Here is a 17,947-nt window from a genome sequence, read left to right on the forward strand (position 1 = left end):
ACGTGGGTGTCCTGATTATTCCTGATTATTCCTTTGATAGTTCCTATCCAAAAACATGATTCGTGGACGTTTCGTCTAACCCCATCTACGTTTTGCTTTACGAACTCAGTAAAAACCTCAGAACAATAATTCTTGTAGATATTGATCCCCCATGGATTCACTTTTGATTGTGGTCTGCCATTGGCTGGAGCCATACCTTCTGGCGCTCAGGTTATCTGGTCAACTTAAGGGATATTGCACTTTTTGGAAACGGCTGAAAAATTTGCCGGAGTATAAACCTCACCAAAACTGTACAAAAAACGAGCTATTTGGACGATATGAACTACACTATTCCAAATAAGGAGATGATTTTTATCTACTTATATTACGGTTGAAGTCTATCCGTATCCAATAGTTAAGAAATATAACAGGGAGAAGTTATGAAATTTATTCAATATATACAGTTATTTCCATACGCGCTGCTATTACTTGGGCTGTCAGCGTGCACTCTAAACGTCGACGTATCAGAAGATGACGATCCAATTTCGGGTTCTAGTATTTATGAATTATTTGTCATTCAACCAGATATGGATGACGCGTTCAATATACTATTTGTTCCCGATGCATCCTATGGTGATCTAGCTGAATTGGCCAATCGTCAAGCCTTTGTAGATGACCTAACCAATGCGATTGAAAATAGCTACTGGCAAAACCAAGCGTATTATTTCAATCTAGGGCGCTTCAATTATTATTACACTCTCGAATCTGGAAGTGTCGTAGAAAACGAGCCTGATGAAGAAGGGAATTTTCGTTGTCCTTCAGTGACATGGCCTAGCTCTATTAGTTCAGACGGCGCTTTTGCCGATGCGACTATATTGATACACAGCAATAACTTACGCGATTGTGCTAACCCAGCATCCGGCCTCGCTACTGCAGAGCCGACAAGCTATGGAACTATTGTTCATGAAACTTCACACGCAGTGTTTGCCCTGCCCGACGAATATTGCTGTGATTCAAACTACAGTACTAACGTACCTATTCTGTATGCAACTGAGACTGCATGTGAAAATGATCCAATCAACGCGGCTTGGAGAAACTGTACAAGTTTCGTTTCAGATAGAGATGGAAACGACTGGTGGCGTTCAGAAGGCAATATCACGACCAATGCAATTATGTTATCAGGGGGAAATACAGTTTGGGAATTTGGTCCAGCTGACTGGGTGATCATGGAAGCGGCTTATCTTTCGTTTCCACATGCTAGCTCAAGTTCAACAGGAACCCCCGCAATCTTTGCACCAAATAATTGGAATCGTCCCTAATAAAGGAATATAACATGAGATATCTATTACTGATTTTAACGGCTTTATTGAGTACCTCGCCATTAGCGCAAACGATTAGCCAGATGCCAATCGAAACACCTAAATTTGAACCCGCAAAACAGCATAAACCGATGGCAAAGCCTGCAAATTACCAACGCATAGCGATTTTAAATATCAACTTAAAATATGACAAAGGTGAAGCGGTCAATGCAGAACTAGTGCGTTCACGAATTATCAAATCCGTTGCTCCCAAAGTCTTTACGCGACAGATGGGAGACTGGCAGGTGATCATTGACAACAACCCGAAAAATACATTTTTTGTTAATGACCCAGGTTATTTAGAAGTAGAAAACGATGATCAAAGCGAAGTTCCTTATCATTATGTCTCTCTGGGCGTTGATGTGGCTTGGGATCTAGTAATCCCCCTTTATAAAGATGGCCAAACAATCGATGCTTCGACGATTACCATAAAACGGGTGAAAGACGGAAAACAAATTTTCGAAACGAAAATTTAGCCTCACCATATAGGCCAGACTGCGCTGGCCTATTTTCAAATAGTTGGAAAGTGAAAATCCGCTGCTAGAAGTGACCTTTCCAAGCATTTTTATAATCACCAAACTGTAGAGTTAAACCTGCCCCGCCGTTAACTTATATGCCTTGTAAAATCCAAGATTTGTGCAATTAACATTCATAGATGATGGTATCGAGTGAGGGAATTACTGTGAGACGCGGACCACCAAAACCATAGGCAGAAAAAGCAAAAGGGTACAGCCTTTACATTTCCAGGTGTCCACCGATATCCATACCCCCTATTACTTTCACCGTTATCTGGTGAAGTATCAACCACATGTCTCGTTGTTGTTTGGCGAACACAATTCTCACTTACAATACTTTTCCACTTGCTATTGCGCAACATCATAAGTCCAACCCGCGCTAGATCATGAGCTGAGAGATAAAGCCATCCCAAGCGGTCGACTTCTTTATCTGGCATAATATTCCAATGATAAGACGCGATACCAATAGGTCCGAATAGCTTTTCCGCGGCCCATTTACACAATCTTTTTCCCGTTGCTACGCCAAAGATTTTACCTAGAAGAGCGCTTGCCCCATTGTTATACTCAAACAACTTTCCAGGTTCCATTTCCATTGGCTAGCTGAGCACAAATTGGCTCCAGATATCGGCATTTTCAAAGTCATACGCGGAACTTCCACTGTAGTTATTTAATGAGTCTGTCCACTAAGTTAGCACGGCAAAACACCATAGAAGAAACCAATTTTTTGATTTTAGTGCTTACGCGAGAACGAGGCTTTAGCCTCAAATTAATATGACTGTACATAACAAGTTTTTTTCAACGAACCTGACCCCGCAGCTCTTCATAGTCTCGTTTGTGACGGTCCATGTAATTCTGTGTAATTCGTTGCAAGCTACTTGCAATCTTTATTGTTGTATCAGGAGACACGCCGATCGTAGCAATATAGAAAATCAGCTTTATCCCCACTTGGTAGTCTTTCAATCTATTCGTTTTTTTTGAGAGACGCTGGCAATACAATCGTTTGGAAGGCGTAACTGGCTTTCCAATACTCGGCGGCAGGGTCCCACCCCTGAAACACAGCAACGATGTCGTATTCAGGGAATACCATGATCCGCTGTCCCCCAAGTCCATACCCTCCGAAAACCGTAGTGCTTCCGTTTGTTTGATTGGGTATCCACCATTGATAGCCGTATTCAGTGGAATTATCGCTCGCCTTGCTCGAGGCATCCGCATTATAAGGTGTTACAGAACTGCGAACCCATTCTTCAGATATGACTCTCTCGCCGTCCCATAACCCATTTCGCAAGTAAAGATAGCCAATCCGCGCCATGTCATGTGCTGTCAGGTAAAGTCCACCTTCAGTATCGGCCTCGTTATCGGGCGTGATTTTCCAATGAAACTTATCGATACCAATTGGGCTGAAGAGCTTTTCCTTCGCCCAAGCGTCGACGCGTTGACCAGTCGCTTCGTGCAGGATTTTTCCAAGAAGAACGCTCACGCCATCATTATATTGGAAGACTGTGCCGGGCTCTGCATACATAGGTTGGTCAAGGATGAACTGGATCCAATTCTCGGAGTTTTCAAGGGCGTAAGTACTGTCGGTTTCAGAGCCGAAACCATTCTCATCATCCCACGCGATACCGCTACGCATGGTCAGGAGATCACCAATCGTAATTCGCGCTTTGCGCGGGTCAGACTTATCAAATTCATAGTCATTTAAGAAGGACAATGCCAATGTATCGGTTCCTTCGATAAATCCTTCGTCGACAGCGATACCAAATGCAGCGGAATTAATGCTTTTCGTGACTGACTGGACAGTATGCAGATCGGTTCCCTGATAATAAGGGTGCAGTTCAGGATTATCGTAATTATAGATTGGATTGCTAAAGTTTGGCGTTAATCGCTCATCTGGATCAAGGCTAGACGCCAACGCGGCATAGTCCCTCTCGATCTTTTTTTCGGCGACGATACGGCCGTGTCGTATGAGTAGAAAATGATCAACCCGGCCGTATTTTCCGGCTACCAGATCTTCGATGAACTGATTAACGGGCTCGGGATTGAAACCTTCCGCTGCGAGGGAAGAGTATTCCCATTCTTCCTGCGGCCATGAAATATCTGGAACGTTTTCGGAAGTGCTAACTGGGGAGACGTCTTCGTTTTTAGAAGCAACGCAAGCCACCGTCAAAAACGCCAAGCCACCAATGGTCAACAAACGTATTCTTTTAAAGGCATTTTTCGAAAAGTGTGTCTTCACGGTGTATCCCCTTTTTTAAGATTAAGAGTAGTTGACAGCACTATTCTATGCAACAGGTGCTACTTTTTGAGCTTTGTGCTTGCTGGCTTGTTTGCTGTGCAGGTTTAAATTGAGTGAAATATTGTTTCGTGACTAAAAATTTGCGCGACCAGAGCGGATAAAACGTCTGCTTTGGACTCAAATTAAGATGACTGTCCATATAAGTTGTTTTCAACGGATCTGACCTCGCAGACCACAAAAAGCCCATCAAACACAGCGGAATACGCAATGATAATATGGGCTATCTGGTAGACTAATTTGTCGCTTCCTTGCCAGTGACATTGCTCACTCCTTGAATTACGCAGACTAAAGCATAGGTGATTCTATTTTTCTCATAGTCTAGTTTGTGGCTGTCCATGTTAAATGTTGTAAGAAATTGACGACTATCCCTTTACCAGCTTAGTTAAAAACAGCTGCCTGCAAGCCGCGAGAGTCAAGCAAACAACCGCATTCGCGATGTATCGTATACTCACACCTTAAGACTGTGCCCTTATTCATTTGGATTACAAGCATGTAACCTAACAGCGAAATTAGCCGTAGAAAGTTTGGTAGTGTCATGACCTAGATGGATAGGCAGATAAGTTGAGATATAACAGATTCTTTAGATTCGCAGGTCATTCCATTAAACTGAAACCGCAATTAAATAGGCTTTCAGGCTAGGGCTGACTACTTTTAAAAATCTGGTGATAATCCAAAATTTGTTCATAAAGAATAATCAAGACTCCATCATTAGCAAACCAGCAATTGAATCAAGCAATTGATTTCATTCGGTCTTGCAATGGGTGTCTTGATTATTTTGATTATTATTCGTTGATTACTTGGACTTTGATAATGTGTGTTTAATTCTTTAAATACTTTGATTTAATCTTACTGGTAGCTAACAGCCCGCTTTCACCGTCAGGACTAACCTTCACTACCGTAAGCAACATACGCTGCTGCTGATCAACTAAACACATTACCCGCGCCAGATGAACCTCATCTAACCGAAGTACCATTCTAACGCTAGCCCGAAGTCCGTCGAACCATAAGCGACGACTGGTGTCTCGTTGCCACTCTACTCGTTTTCGTACCGAAACAATTGCATCTACACCGTAAGTATCAACTGCCGCCTGCCTGCACAGTTGCAAAGCTGACAATTTTAATTCTGTTTGACTCATCCTGTCGCTGGCTCGAACAGTTATAGCTGTAAGCAAGATTATTGCTACCAAACTGAATTTGATTAATTTTTTCATATCGCCTCCTAGGCACCTTAAAGGTTTCATTTTGGAACCTTAATATAAGGTTGCAAAATAGAACCTGTCAAGTAAAATATATGAATAATTTATTTATTGGGTTAACACTTTTATGCGTTGGGACGACATCAACACTCAAACTTGTTCTATTGCCAAAGCGTCTTCAGTGTTTGGCGATCGTTGGACCTTATTGATTGTCCGTCAGCTTTTCCTGGGACTAAGACGCTTTTCCGATATCCAGAAATCATTGGGCATCACTAAACATCGCCTCAGCGATAGGCTGAGCAGATTAATAGAAGAAGACTTGGTGTATAAACATCTGTACGACGAGAATTACAATCGTTTTGAATATCGCCTAACTGAAAAAGGTCTAGATCTATATCCTGTGTTGATCACCCTCTCGCAATGGGGTGACAAATGGATGTGTGATGCTGACGGTGTTCCTGTGGAATATGTACACACCGAATGTGGCCAAGTGGCAAACCCAAAATTGAGCTGTTCCTGCTGTGGGAAGCCATTAAACCTAGGTAACTTAACATTACGAGTAGGCCCTGGGGTCACAGCAAAATGTGCCCGCGGGGATATCAACGACAAGGACAAAATGCTGTATGGGAGAATGATGTCAGCTACAGATAGCTCGGAATAACAATGTTCAAAGGAATGAAGTTTAAATTTGTAAATGACAAAATTTTTGCGATATTCTCATCCTTTGCAAATGGGCAATTGAATCAAACAAATAATGTCATTCGATCTTGCAATATGTGCCTTGATAATCCTGTTTATGAATAAACATATACCAAACTGGAAAAAGCGCAGAGACTTACTTAATAGCCGGCCTCTGGCATATGAAGATTTGAGTTATTAAGGTTTATTCTTCTAGCTACGCTATTGTATTTTCTATTAGATTAGTAAAATCTTCGTTTCTAATACTAAAACATGAACAATTTGTGCCAATAAGTTTTGATATGTCGGCAATACAGTGGAATCTTTTTTATTGTGAAAGCCATTAGATAAAATGGAAAAAATCAATACTCTATATGAAGGATTTAGGGTATCAACCGAGTTAAAATGCACAGGTACCTTTTATCATTAATACAAATTTAGGCATGTGTAACCTTATGCCTAAATAATCACCAAATGAGTCAATAGATAGCTTTGCAGAATATTCGGAAACAACCGACCTAAATAACTCTAGGAAGCATTTAATTGGACAGCCATGTTAATACCGCAAAAGCCATCATGATTACCCTCCCTCACAGCTAAGCAATCTTCTCAACATAGTTGACTTATTAAGTGTCTGAAAAAGACGTGCAGGCAAGGCAACCTTTTAACGTAGAGTTACAATGTTCGCACTAATGAAATTGGCATTAGAATCGAATAAACACAGCCCACAAGAACGAAACTTTGGACTCAAATTAAGATGACTGTCCATATAAGTTGTGTTCAACGGATCTGACCTCGCAGACCACAAAAAGCCCATCGAACACAGCGGGATACGCAATGATAATATGGGGTATCGGATAGGTTAATTTGTCGCTTCCTTGCCAGAGGCATCATTCACGCCTTGAATTACGCAGACTAAAGCATAGGTGATTCTATTTTCCTAAGAGTTTAGTTTGTGGCTGTCCATGTTAATTCGGTTCATGTTAATTACGGCGCTTAATATCCTCTAGTTACTGTCTAAGGTTTTATAGTTCGCTGCCTAGTTGATATTTATAACTCAGTCTTTTCTCGCCGCTTACGATTGATAGACTCTTTCTATTTAACTATTTTAAATCCCACGCTTTACGAAATTGACTTAATAATTACGTTGTTTAGGCCCAAAATTTATACTAACCTTAGTGTTCATTTTTTGTTCAACAAGGAAGTATAATGAGCCTCCCTTCTAATGATGCGTCCTATTATAGTTATAAGTGGGTCGGTGCAATGCCAACAGATCCCATTGAAAGTCACGTATATAACAAAGAACTTACAGTAGTTTCCGACGATCAATTAACTCGTAAACATATTGCCAACTTCAAACTCACACCAATAGTATTGTTTGATCTGAAATGCCAGCTTTGGCGCTTTACTCCTTTAATCGCTCCAGGACAATTAGGGTCACCTATAAAAGTATTTACCTGTGAAACCGACGGCACAAGAGTAGTTCCTGGCCAACCTTCAGCAACCGGAGAGGCTATGAATAATGGCAATCCAACTGCCGGTGACCAAATAGAAATTCTGTGGGGAGTTCAGGAAAAAACTGGAAGACGCGGCGAAGATCTTCCGAATTGGTTTCATTTAACGAGGCCTTTTATCGAAAAAATTGACGTCTCAATGCAGTTCAAGGACAGTGATAAAGCTAGACTAGTAACTCACGCCCCATTGACCGATACTCAAAGGGGAAGTACGTCAACATCTAGCTCTGTTAGCTATTCGTTTAACCTAGGAATGTTTGGAACAGATGCTACCGCCGGTGGTGCAATATCCGCAGATTATTCGCATAGTAACTCCATGGAATTAACCGACTACATGGTGCGCTCAGATTCAAATGAATTTGCCACCAAACACAGTATTCGAATGTCTATGTTAAGTGGGGGAATAGAGTACGACGATTATACTAGTGCTCCGGTAAATGCAAAACTACCTCAGCGCGCAACCTCCGATATGCCGCTAGCATGTCAAGGGATTTGGGAGTTACCAGATATTTCAGATGAACTTGAATTTGTAGTAACCATTGAAGTCACTATTGCCACTTTATTCAGTCGCGATCTGACTCCGATGATGAACCAACAATTCTATATTACCGACCCCGGTGCGCCAGTGTTTTTGCCAGCAGATATATTTGGACCGAACGCGCCGGCTCGTGATCTTAATGGAAAACAAAAAATTAAGTATCCTCCGCTGCGTGAAGCTGACAAACACTATACTCAATCTACATTTAAATGGGAGCGAACAATAAAAGTACCCTTAGCTAAAGCAGATACAAAAATTCCAACTAGGGAGCGTTAGATATGGCAATACCATTTGAAGAAGCGGAACAAATGTTAATTCAAGCAGGATTTAAATTTATGTATGAAGACCCTGCAACTCCCGCTATCGGAACAATTCGCACAGAGCGATCTGGCTCTTACCGTTACGTAATCTATATTGAATATAATGATGGTACGTATAGTCCCCCATTAGAAACAGAAGCTGGCAGGTATAATGGTCCGCTTGCAGACGAACCTATCGCTAATTATGTTTTTTCGAATGAGAACTTATATCGTTGGGTTGAAGAAAATAAAATTCGTGTTGATTCGGAATTTGAAGAACAACATAAACGTCCTTGGCTTCGTGGTGAACGAAAAACTGACGCCGAATTGGCCGCAGAACGGGAGCGGGCGCGTGAGAGACAACGTGAAACCGAACGCCAGTTGGAAAGAGAACGTGAGCGACAAAGGCAGCAAGAGCGAGACCGTGAAAGAGAAAGACGAGAGCACGGCAAAAAATAGTACAATTTTAATATAATTATTTTTTACTTGGATTTATGAAAGATGAAATCAATTTACTAAAGAAGCATGGGTGCATGGATACCCTTGAGCAGTGATTAACTCAACACATTCTAGTTTATATTCGGCTGAGTACTTCTTGATTTTTGCGTAGTTGGTTTTAGGTATCATGCCTCCAACAAAGTGCTTTGAATAATTAGACCATTACACAACATAGTTGACTTATTAAGTGTATGAAAAAGACGAGCAGGCAAGGCAACCTTTTAAAGCAGAGTCACAATGTTCGCACTAATGAAATTGGCATTAGAACCGAATAAACAAAGCCCCACGAGAACGAAACTTTGGATTCAAATGAATATAACTGTCCATATAATAAGTCATTCTTAAGAAAGAAGTTGGCCTGAAGAACTCATTTGTCGACGTTTTCGTTTGTATTGGTTTAATGTGTCTGATTGTCTGGTAGCTACATTAAAATTAGTTTCAAACGTTAAAAATATATCCTGCCAAATGAGTTCATCCAATCCTAGAAGGTTAAAGGGAAGCTCAGTACTTAGCTCAAGATACTTCTGGCCGTATCGACAAATAGTCAGTTTGCGCTTCATATGCAGCAGCGAAATCAAGTAGTTTGGCATCTTCGCCCATTGGTGCCATGACTTGCATACCCATGGCACGGCCTTGAGCGTCAAATCCAACCGGTAGATTTATCACAGGACAACCAGACAAGGTGCCGCCGACAACGACTTCCATCCAATGGTGGTAACTCTCCATTGATTTATCATTAATTTTCTTCGGCCAGTGCAGTTGTGCATCAAAAGCAAACACCTGAGCAGACGGCAGCGCTAAGAAGTCATATTGCTTAAATAGCGTTGATAATGAATTGTACCAATCTGTGCGGGCAATTCCTGCCTTGTAAACCTCTAAGCCAGTGATATCTAATCCACCTTCCACTTCCCAAATAGCTTCAGGTTTCATTAATTTGCGCAGTTCCGCATTGTCATAGAGCCCTTTAGCACCGCCAGCAATTGTCCAGTGACGCAAAGTTAACCACGTTTGCCATAAGCGATTGAAATCATAATCTGGAATACAGCTTTCCACTATCAACCCTTCGCTGTTAAGGGAAGATAATGCCGATGTGCACATGTCAAGAATGCCCGACTCCATTTCTAGGTGCCCATCATAATCTCCCATCCAACCAATTTTAAACTCTGACAAGTTAGCAGGACGACTGGCAGGTATTGAATCACGCAAGCTTAGGGGCACACGAGCGTCGTAGCCTGCCATAGTATTGAGCAAGAGGCGGGTATCTTCTACATTGCGGCCCATAGGTCCTTCATAACCAAGCTGCTGATAAAATCCATTCTTATCTTTGTAAGGTATTCGCCCTTGGCTCGGTCGGAAACCAATAATATTATTGTAAGCGGCTGGATTTCTTAACGAGCCCATCATATCGCTACCATCGGTAACAGGAAGCATTTGCATGGCTAAAGCACTTGCTGCTCCACCACTACTTCCACCAGCACAAAGCTCAGGGTTATAAGCATTGCGCGTTACGCCAAATACGCTGTTGTAAGACTGTGAGCCTAAACCAAACTCTGGAACATTGGTTTTACCTATAAAAATAGCACCTTGTTGACGTAATCTTTCAACAAAAATGGTGTCTGCTTTGGCGATATTATTACTAAGAATTGGTGAGCCACTTGTGGTCACGATTCCCTTAACATCGGAAAGGTCTTTTACGGCATGTGGCATACCGTGCATCCAGCCATAATACTCACCTTTGGCCAAAGCGGCATCTGCTGCTCTCGCTTGAACAATAAGGCTATCATAGTCTTGCAAGCTGACGATGGCATTGTAAATAGGATTATACTTATCAATTCTCGCCAGATATGCCTGCATCACCTCAACGCAACTAACTTGCCGGTTTTTAATCGCTTTAGAAAGGGCTGCCGCTGATAAATCAGTTATCGACGTACTTGGCTTTGTTTTCCCATAAGCTGCTGTGCCAGCGCTTAAACTCGATGCAATGAGAACTGCTCCTAATTTACCTGACGTTGTAAGAAACTGACGTCGTGATGAATCCACCATTTTTATTGTTGTTTTTAACACCTGATCCATACCCTTCCCTTATCCATTTATTTACTCTAGGTCCATAACCCTAGTAGAACCCCATAGAACTAATAACATAAAGGAAACTCATACATACCTGCAATAGTTAACTCAAAGTAATCTATTTTATTAACCCCCCCCCCTTTAATCAGAGGTCGGTATGCTGTGCTTAAGCTAGCCGACTTTTGCATTGGCTATTTAAGATAAAATGCAGTGATAATAAGGAGTAACTGAGACGCTGATTTGTGGCTGTCCATGTAATTTATCTATCACGACTAATTCGTTCCGCCCCCCTTGATTCTTGATTCTTGATTCTTGATTCTTGATTCTTGATTCTAAGCAATTTATTCATAAAACGCTTGTCATTGACTAGTTTTGTTGTCCAATAAAAGAAATCTTTAGCTTCCAAATCTAGGTTATCGAAAGTCGGATCACTTGCCCTGTCCAGTGAATTATATTCAATAGAAAACAATAAAGAATTATCTTCAAATAAACAGAATTTGCGAATGTTTTTTATTCGAATATTTTGGGCATAAATCTTTTCCGAGATATTCCAATATCTGGAACCAGCTCGAAAAACTGCTGAATTGTTGTAACAATACAATGAATACCATGTCCCACGATACTTATATGCCCAGCCGCACAATGACAGGTATTTTGATGGAAGCCAATTTAACCAGCACTTCCCATTTGTTGGGTCAAGAGATACTCTTTGCCACCTTCTTAACCAATAATCGAGTTTTAGCATATTGATCAATTTCCCGATAATTTATTATAAGTTTCACTTGTCCGAGACATTGCTTCTAACACTTCATCCCAACTCCCATACTGTCTAAATAATTTATCTGCGGAATTACCACCTCTGTTGCCATAAATTACCAAACTCCTTGCATTCGCATAGCAGAGTGATAAAAAAAACACCACTTCTCTCTGACTTTCAAGCCCGTGTTGGAGACGCTACTTTCTGCTATTCGCTCAATACCAACTTATATATCACTTTCTCTCACATTCTCACGCAATTAACGGGTGCGTAATGCTCTAAGTTAATAACCAAAAAAAGGCGAACCATCTCTGGCTCGCCTTTTCACATTTAGACATTCACAATTTTAATTGCAGTTAGTCAAAAAAATCAATCTTCCATATAGGTCTCAATGCTTGGGCATGAGCAGATCAAGTTGCGATCTCCATATACATCGTCGATGCGGTTAACGCTTGGCCAGAATTTATTTCTAGCCACTGACGGTACTGGGTATGCGGCAGTTTGTCGGTCGTAGGCACGATTCCAGTCGCTGTCGCAGATGTCGTCTAGGGTGTGGGGGGCGTTATGTAGTGGGTTGTCGGTTGCATCCCATTCGCCGCTTTCCACTTTTGCCATTTCAGCGCGTATGCAGATCATGGCTTCGATGAAGCGGTCTAGTTCTGCTTTTGCTTCAGATTCTGTTGGTTCGATCATCAGCGTACCAGCTACTGGGAAGCTCATAGTTGGCGCGTGGAAACCGTAGTCGTTTAGGCGTTTAGCCACATCCATTTCAGTTACACCTGAGGTTTCCTTAGCTGGACGCAGGTCGATAATACATTCGTGAGCAACACGATTGTTACGACCTTTGTAAAGCACTGGATAATGCCCTTCGAGTTTCTGGGCTACGTAGTTGGCATTTAGCATTGCCACTTCGGTGGCTTTTTTGAGGCCTTCGCTGCCCATCATTTTGATGTACATATAGCTGATTGGCAGAATCGATGCACTTCCCCACGGCGCGGCTGAAACAGCGCCGTTTCCAGCAGTGGTATTACCGGTATCGACTACTTTGTGATTCGGCAAAAATGGGGCTAAGTGGGCTTTTACGCCGATAGGTCCCATACCAGGGCCACCGCCACCGTGTGGAATACAGAAGGTTTTGTGCAAGTTTAAGTGCGACACATCACCACCAATTAATCCCGGTGAGGTTACCCCAACTTGGGCATTCATATTAGCGCCGTCCATGTAAACCTGACCACCAAACTCGTGCACAATGTCACACATTTCTTTGATGGTTTCTTCGTAAACACCGTGCGTAGATGGGTAGGTGATCATTGCACAAGACAGATTTTCAGCCACTTCTTCGGCTTTCTTGCGCAAGTCAGCTAAATCGACATTACCGTTTTTATCGCAGTTAACCACCACTACTTTCAAGCTCACCATTTGCGCTGAAGCAGGGTTAGTTCCGTGGGCTGAGCTTGGAATTAAACATACGTTTCTGTGCCCTTCCCCACGACTTTCATGGTAATTTTTGATGGCGATTAGGCCAGCATATTCACCTTGCGCACCAGAGTTAGGTTGCATCGACATCGCATCGTACCCGGTGATATTAATTAACCAATCGCTTAGCTCGTCAATCATCTGCTTGTAACCTTGCGCCTGTTCAATTGGCGCAAATGGATGCAGTTTGCCAAATTCTGGCCAAGTTACCGGGATCATCTCCGCAGTTGCATTCAATTTCATGGTACATGAACCAAGGCTTATCATTGAATGGTTTAAGGCTAAATCTTTGTCTTCCAAAGATTTAATATAACGCAACATTTCGGTTTCTGAGTGATAAGAGTTAAACACTGGGTTAGTTAAAATCTCATCAGTGCGCAGTAAATGCGTGGGTAATGATTTCGAACCTTGGGTGGTAATTTCTGCGTCCATCATTTCAATATTGAAACCATGAGTATCACCACAGAATAAATCGATAAGCGCTTTTAAGTCGTGACGGGTGGTGGTTTCATCAACAGAAATTCCCACTTCGTTTGCAGCTAGATCTGAACGTAAATTCATACCCGCTTGTGCAGCACGAGCAATAAGGGCGTCTTTGTCTTCAACTAACACAGTGATGGTGTCGAACCAGCTATTATGCTTTAACGCATAACCATGACGGGTCAATGCTGCAGCTAATAAATCGGCAAAACGATTAATCCGAGTGGCAATGGTTTTCAGACCTTTAGGACCATGATAAACCGCGTAGAACGAGGCCATGTTTGCAAGCAATACTTGAGCTGTACAAATGTTTGAGTTAGCTTTTTCGCGGCGAATATGTTGTTCACGGGTTTGCAACGCCATGCGCAGTGCAGGACGTCCGCGAGTATCTTTAGATACACCAATGATGCGGCCAGGTAGCGAGCGTTTATAAGCATCGCGAGTGGCAAAAAAGGCGGCATGTGGACCACCGTAGCCCATTGGAACGCCAAAACGTTGAGCAGAACCTAGAACCACATCCGCGCCCATATCACCTGGTGATTTTAGTAAGACTAAGCTCATAATGTCTGCCGCAACGGCTACTATGGCTTTGTTTTCATGTAATGCACTGATGATATCGGTGAGATCTTTCACTTCACCCGTGGTGCCTGGATACTGTAATAACGCACCAAATATATTGTGAGAAGCCGCTTCTGCGTCTTTTCCAACAATTACGTCAAAACCAAACATTTCTGCTCGGGTTTTAATGACGTCCAACGTTTGTGGATGCACGTCGTCTGCCACAAAAAAGCTATTGGCTTTACGGTTTTTAGATACACGCTTGGCAAGCCCCATGGCTTCTGCAGCGGCTGTTGCTTCATCTAATAAAGAGGCAGAAGCAAGTTCTAATCCGGTTAAATCAATTGTCACTTGTTGATAGTTCAACAGCGCCTCTAAACGACCTTGGGCGATTTCAGGCTGATAAGGCGTATATGCCGTGTACCAACCTGGATTTTCCAATACATTACGTAAAATCACATTTGGCGTGATGGTATCGTTATAACCCATGCCGATAAAACTGCGTTTAATCTGATTCTTACTCGCAATTTGCTTGAGCTCTTGTAATGCTTGTACTTCGGTTATGCTGTCGCCAATGTTTAAGGATTCTGGTAAACGGATCCCAGCAGGAACAGTCTGCTTCATCAAGTCGTCTAATGACTCAGCGCCAACAAATTCGAGCATTTCTGCCATTTCGCTTTCGCTTGGGCCAATATGACGCCTTACAAAATCTTCGGTCTGTTCTAACTGAGCGAGTGAAAACGGAGTATTAGCCATGAATGAGTGCCTTTAATTTGAACAATGTGATACTGGAAATAGAAATGCAAAAGCTCTCTATATATTTGAATTCAATACAACTTGTTTGCTATCAATAGATAATACTCGCCACCTGTAATTACGAATAATTACAGTTGCGAGCATTCTACTGATAACGAGTATTAGTCTTCGTCGATACTGTTTGAGTAACCTTCAGCATCTAACAAAGATTCCACTTCAGCTGGATCTTCAGCTTCTATGCGGAACAACCAACCGTCGCCAAAAGCGTCACTATTAACAAGTTCTGGTGTGTTTTCCAAATCTTCGTTAATGGCTACGATCGTTCCTGTGATAGGTGCATAAACATCAGAAGCTGCTTTTACTGACTCAGCTACAGCTACGTCGTCTCCAGCGCCTACCGCGTCGCCAACTTCTGGCAACTCAACAAATACCATATCACCCAAAAGCTCTTGAGCATGCTCAGTGATCCCGACGGTAAAAGTGCCATCACTTTCAGGTCTAACCCATTCGTGAGTTGATGCATAACGTAATTCTGATGGAATGTTGCTCATAATCGTTCCTAAATATTGGTTTTTATTAAACTACTTAATCGAAATTTCATTTAAGGTGATGTTATCTCACCTTTTTAAAGAACACTTTTTCCGTTTCTAACAAAGCTAGGTTTAACGATGTTAACGGTTACCCACTTTTTACGCATTTCTACTTCAGCGGTGGTATCTGCAGTAGCAGGCAATCTTGCCATGGCAATACTGTGTCCTAGGGTTGGAGAAAATGTACCGGAAGTAATCACGCCTTCCCCTTCAGACACCTTCACTTTTTGACCTGTGCGCAAAACACCTTTGTCAGTCATCACCAAGCCCACTAACTTCTGAGTGCCTTCAGCCTTCTGTGTTTCAAGTGCTTTACGGCCCATGAAATCACGATCTGCTGGTTCCCAAGTTATAGTCCAAGCCATGTTTGCGGCTAGCGGAGAAATCGTTTCGTCCATGTCTTGGCCATATAAATTCATACCTGCTTCCAAACGCAAGGTATCACGAGCACCTAAGCCGCATGGAGCAACACCAGCTTCGATCAGACGTTGCCAGAAATCACCCGCCATTTCGTTAGGCACCATAATTTCGTAACCCGCTTCGCCAGTATAACCGGTCGTAGCGATAAACAAATCTTCTGCTTGCACACCAAAAAACGGCTTCATTCCAGCAACAGCCTCTTTTTGTGCGTCTGAAAACAAAGTCGCGGCTTTTTGTTTAGCGTTCGGGCCTTGCACAGCGATCATTGCATAATCAGGGATTTCAGTAATAGTAACCTCAAAACCATCAGCTACGCTGTTCAACCAATCCATGTCTTTTTCACGAGTGGCTGAGTTAACAACCAAGCGATAATTTGTTTCATCGAAGTGATAAACAATCAAATCATCTACCACACCGCCTTCTTCATTTAACATACCGCTGTAAAGGGCTTTACCTTTTTCGGTCAATTTGGCTACATCATTAGCCAATAGTTTGCGTAAATAGCCTTTAGCTTCACTGCCTTTTACATCCACAATCGTCATATGCGACACATCGAACATGCCAGCATCTTTTCTCACTGCATGATGTTCTTCAATTTGTGAACCATAATTAATCGGCATTTCCCAGCCATGGAAGTCCACCATTTTTGCGCCAGCTTCAATATGCTTGGGGTGTAAAACTGTTTTGTTGGTCATTTACCTTCACCTGATTGCGTCACTTAGAATTAGCAGTATAGAAATCACTCGGCGCTGGGACAAATTGATAATTCAAATGCTTACATAATTTTTTTAAATGTATTAAATTACTTAAATTAGTAATCCTAATGAATTTATAAGCTGAATATCTTTTATGAGACAACTGTCTTTAGACCAATTGCGTACTTTTGTAACTGTCGTAGAGCTAGGCGGCTTCGCTAAAGCGGGTGACATGCTGGGCCGTTCGCAGCCGGCAATCAGTTTACAAATTAAGAAATTAGAAGAACAACTTGGACGTCGCCTATTTGATAAAATTGGCCAGCGCCAGTTAGTCAACCAAGATGGTCAGGCGCTATTGCAACAAGCTAGAACCATGCTGAGTATCAACGACGACATATTCCGTCAATTCGAACAATCGTCTTTACGAGGCCGACTGCGACTAGGCATACCTAGCGAATTTGCTACTACCCTACTCCCCAGTATCATCGGAGAATTCAGTAAACAATATCCAGATGTCGCCCTAGAAGTCACCTCTGAACTGAGCCGTAGTTTACTCAATGATAAAAATCACCGTGACTTTGATTTAGTGCTGGCACTAGTGCATCCAGATCAACAAACCGAAGGTGAAGTGGTGTTAGAAGATGAGTTAATTTGGGTGGGCGATGCAAATAAAGCCATAAGCGCTAACAAAGTAGCACTGGTTTTAGCTCCAGATGGCTGTGTTTATCGCTCCCGTGTAATTGAAAAACTTAAACAACAAACCACCAGCTGGCGAATCACCTATACCAATGCCGATCTTTATGGGTTGATAGCAGCAATACAACAAGGTTTAGGCATCACCGCGTTAGCAAGGTCTAGTTTACCCAGTGCCTTACAGGAAATTCGCCATAAGTCGTTGCCACAATTAGGCAAAATCAAAATATGCCTATTCAACCTCGATACCCAACACCCGCAAATTAGTCGCGCCTTAGCCGATTTCATCATGGCCAGGTTGAAATCGTAAGCCCCGCGCAAAATCCACCCTGTAGGCGGTGGCTTTAGCCCCGCGTTAGGGGAATTCCATGGCCTAAAGACCATGCTACAACCTGCGCGCAATCATCGGTGGGAGGTTAACCACCTTCCATGGCCTAAAGACCATGCTACAAATAAGATGATTTCCCCTACCCTGTAGGCGGTGGCTTTAGCCCCGCGTTAGGGGAATTTCATGGCCTAAAGACCATGCTACAACCTGCGCGCAATCATCGTTGGGAGGTTAACCACCTCCCATGGCCTAAAGACCA

The 17,947-nt window shown here is 42.4% G+C and carries 15 protein-coding genes; 6 read left to right on the plus strand and 9 right to left on the minus strand.

The features are described 5' to 3' along the window. Window positions 1-194: hypothetical protein (locus KO530_RS04310; RefSeq protein ID WP_216047169.1), on the minus strand; the 194-nt coding region annotated here is incomplete at its 3' end. Between the two features lie 225 nt (window positions 195-419). Between KO530_RS04310 and KO530_RS04315 the strand changes: the two genes are divergently transcribed. Both KO530_RS04315 and KO530_RS04320 read left to right on the plus strand, forming a co-directional pair. After that, window positions 420-1,298 carry a hypothetical protein gene (locus KO530_RS04315; protein WP_216047170.1) on the plus strand — a complete coding sequence of 293 codons (879 nt, stop codon included), beginning with the start codon at window positions 420-422 and terminating at the stop codon, window positions 1,296-1,298. A 14-nt stretch (window positions 1,299-1,312) separates the two neighbouring features. Further along, window positions 1,313-1,813 carry a hypothetical protein gene (locus KO530_RS04320; RefSeq protein WP_216047172.1) on the plus strand — a complete coding sequence of 167 codons (501 nt, stop codon included), beginning with the start codon at window positions 1,313-1,315 and terminating at the stop codon, window positions 1,811-1,813. A gap of 173 nt (window positions 1,814-1,986) precedes the next feature. On the opposite strand, the gene KO530_RS04325 is transcribed toward KO530_RS04320, so the two are convergent. The 3 genes from KO530_RS04325 to KO530_RS04335 all read right to left on the minus strand — a co-directional run bounded on the left by KO530_RS04325 (window position 1,987) and on the right by KO530_RS04335 (window position 5,356). Continuing rightward, entirely contained in the window at window positions 1,987-2,439 is a 453-nt protein-coding gene (locus KO530_RS04325; protein ID WP_216047173.1) for a serine hydrolase, read from the minus strand. Between the two features lie 374 nt (window positions 2,440-2,813). Further along, the gene (locus KO530_RS04330) at window positions 2,814-4,085 is read right to left on the minus strand and encodes a serine hydrolase domain-containing protein (RefSeq protein WP_216047174.1); all 1,272 of its coding nucleotides are present in this window, start codon (window positions 4,083-4,085) and stop codon (window positions 2,814-2,816) included. Between the two features lie 878 nt (window positions 4,086-4,963). Then, complete coding sequence (locus tag KO530_RS04335; protein WP_216047175.1) at window positions 4,964-5,356, minus strand: hypothetical protein; 393 nt, start codon at window positions 5,354-5,356, stop codon at window positions 4,964-4,966. Between the two features lie 112 nt (window positions 5,357-5,468). On the opposite strand from KO530_RS04335, the gene KO530_RS04340 reads away from it, so the two are divergent. The 3 genes from KO530_RS04340 (at window position 5,469) to KO530_RS04350 (ending at window position 8,829) form a co-directional block, all read left to right on the plus strand. After that, complete coding sequence (locus tag KO530_RS04340) at window positions 5,469-6,002, plus strand: winged helix-turn-helix transcriptional regulator (protein ID WP_216047176.1); 534 nt, start codon at window positions 5,469-5,471, stop codon at window positions 6,000-6,002. A 1,226-nt stretch (window positions 6,003-7,228) separates the two neighbouring features. Next, entirely contained in the window at window positions 7,229-8,347 is a 1,119-nt protein-coding gene (locus KO530_RS04345; protein ID WP_216047177.1) for a hypothetical protein, read from the plus strand. 2 nt (window positions 8,348-8,349) lie between these two features. Next, window positions 8,350-8,829, plus strand: coding sequence for a hypothetical protein (locus KO530_RS04350; protein ID WP_216047178.1), 480 nt, complete (start codon window positions 8,350-8,352; stop codon window positions 8,827-8,829). Window positions 8,830-9,381: 552 nt separating this feature from the next. Here the strand turns inward: KO530_RS04350 and KO530_RS04355 are convergent. From KO530_RS04355 to gcvT, 5 genes are all read right to left on the minus strand, one after another. Beyond that, a complete protein-coding gene (locus tag KO530_RS04355; RefSeq protein ID WP_216047179.1) occupies window positions 9,382-10,941 on the minus strand; it encodes an amidase in 1,560 nt (519 codons plus the stop codon). Between the two features lie 253 nt (window positions 10,942-11,194). Further along, entirely contained in the window at window positions 11,195-11,680 is a 486-nt protein-coding gene (locus KO530_RS04360; RefSeq protein ID WP_216047180.1) for a hypothetical protein, read from the minus strand. A 381-nt stretch (window positions 11,681-12,061) separates the two neighbouring features. Continuing rightward, window positions 12,062-14,962, minus strand: coding sequence for an aminomethyl-transferring glycine dehydrogenase (gene gcvP, locus KO530_RS04365; RefSeq protein ID WP_216047181.1), 2,901 nt, complete (start codon window positions 14,960-14,962; stop codon window positions 12,062-12,064). Window positions 14,963-15,123: 161 nt separating this feature from the next. Beyond that, on the minus strand, window positions 15,124-15,513 hold the full coding sequence (gene gcvH / locus KO530_RS04370; RefSeq protein WP_216047182.1) for a glycine cleavage system protein GcvH: 390 nt from the start codon (window positions 15,511-15,513) through the stop codon (window positions 15,124-15,126). A 74-nt stretch (window positions 15,514-15,587) separates the two neighbouring features. After that, window positions 15,588-16,667, minus strand: coding sequence for a glycine cleavage system aminomethyltransferase GcvT (gene gcvT, locus KO530_RS04375; RefSeq protein WP_216047183.1), 1,080 nt, complete (start codon window positions 16,665-16,667; stop codon window positions 15,588-15,590). Between the two features lie 154 nt (window positions 16,668-16,821). Between gcvT and KO530_RS04380 the strand changes: the two genes are divergently transcribed. Beyond that, a complete protein-coding gene (locus tag KO530_RS04380) occupies window positions 16,822-17,670 on the plus strand; it encodes a LysR family transcriptional regulator (protein ID WP_216047184.1) in 849 nt (282 codons plus the stop codon). Window positions 17,671-17,947 lie beyond the last annotated feature (277 nt).

Origin of the sequence: Aliiglaciecola lipolytica, assembly GCF_018860635.1 — a bacterium.
GTDB lineage: Bacteria > Pseudomonadota > Gammaproteobacteria > Enterobacterales > Alteromonadaceae > Aliiglaciecola > Aliiglaciecola lipolytica_A.

Coding starts and splice junctions, on each gene's coding strand:
- gcvP (WP_216047181.1), bottom strand. CDS start 14,962: ATGGCTAATACTCCGTTTTCACTCGCTCAGTTAGAACAGACCGAAGAT.
- KO530_RS04380 (WP_216047184.1), top strand. CDS start 16,822: ATGAGACAACTGTCTTTAGACCAATTGCGTACTTTTGTAACTGTCGTA.
- KO530_RS04355 (WP_216047179.1), bottom strand. CDS start 10,941: ATGGATCAGGTGTTAAAAACAACAATAAAAATGGTGGATTCATCACGA.
- KO530_RS04320 (WP_216047172.1), top strand. CDS start 1,313: ATGAGATATCTATTACTGATTTTAACGGCTTTATTGAGTACCTCGCCA.
- KO530_RS04360 (WP_216047180.1), bottom strand. CDS start 11,680: ATGCTAAAACTCGATTATTGGTTAAGAAGGTGGCAAAGAGTATCTCTT.
- KO530_RS04340 (WP_216047176.1), top strand. CDS start 5,469: ATGCGTTGGGACGACATCAACACTCAAACTTGTTCTATTGCCAAAGCG.
- gcvH (WP_216047182.1), bottom strand. CDS start 15,513: ATGAGCAACATTCCATCAGAATTACGTTATGCATCAACTCACGAATGG.
- KO530_RS04350 (WP_216047178.1), top strand. CDS start 8,350: ATGGCAATACCATTTGAAGAAGCGGAACAAATGTTAATTCAAGCAGGA.
- KO530_RS04335 (WP_216047175.1), bottom strand. CDS start 5,356: ATGAAAAAATTAATCAAATTCAGTTTGGTAGCAATAATCTTGCTTACA.
- KO530_RS04315 (WP_216047170.1), top strand. CDS start 420: ATGAAATTTATTCAATATATACAGTTATTTCCATACGCGCTGCTATTA.
- KO530_RS04345 (WP_216047177.1), top strand. CDS start 7,229: ATGAGCCTCCCTTCTAATGATGCGTCCTATTATAGTTATAAGTGGGTC.
- KO530_RS04325 (WP_216047173.1), bottom strand. CDS start 2,439: ATGGAACCTGGAAAGTTGTTTGAGTATAACAATGGGGCAAGCGCTCTT.
- gcvT (WP_216047183.1), bottom strand. CDS start 16,667: ATGACCAACAAAACAGTTTTACACCCCAAGCATATTGAAGCTGGCGCA.